This is a genomic window from Cupriavidus sp. L7L (assembly GCF_004353535.1).
GTDB lineage: Bacteria > Pseudomonadota > Gammaproteobacteria > Burkholderiales > Burkholderiaceae > Cupriavidus > Cupriavidus oxalaticus_A.
This window is the reverse complement of sequence record NZ_SMNY01000193.1, coordinates 1-557: the sequence shown is the minus strand read 5'-3', so window position 1 is coordinate 557 and position 557 is coordinate 1. Positions and strand designations below refer to the sequence as shown.

General features: G+C 53.7%; 1 rRNA gene. It reads right to left on the bottom strand.

The annotated features are described in order from the left end of the window. Positions 1 to 557: ribosomal RNA gene (locus E1J61_RS37095) — 23S ribosomal RNA — on the bottom strand; the annotation flags it as partial.

Here is a 557-nt window from a genome sequence, read left to right as displayed (position 1 = left end):
CGACGGTGCAGGAATATTAACCTGCTTCCCATCAGCTACGCATCTCTGCCTCGCCTTAGGGGCCGACTCACCCTACGCCGATGAACGTTGCGTAGGAAACCTTGGGCTTACGGCGAGGGGGCCTTTCACCCCCTTTATCGCTACTCATGTCAGCATTCGCACTTCTGATACCTCCAGCATCCTTTACAAGACACCTTCACAGGCTTACAGAACGCTCTCCTACCACGCGTGCGCTCCTTTAAATCCACTAGCATTGGCCACCACGATCATTGTGGGTGGCTTTGTCGATGCTGCGCATCGACAAGCTTGGTGCACTTAAAGGAACGCACGCGTCCGCAGCTTCGGTATATAGCTTAGCCCCGTTACATCTTCCGCGCAGGACGACTCGATCAGTGAGCTATTACGCTTTCTTTAAAGGGTGGCTGCTTCTAAGCCAACCTCCTGACTGTTTTAGCCTTCCCACTTCGTTTCCCACTTAGCTATATTTGGGGACCTTAGCTGGCGGTCTGGGTTGTTTCCCTCTTGACACCGGACGTTAGCACCCGATGTCTGTCTCC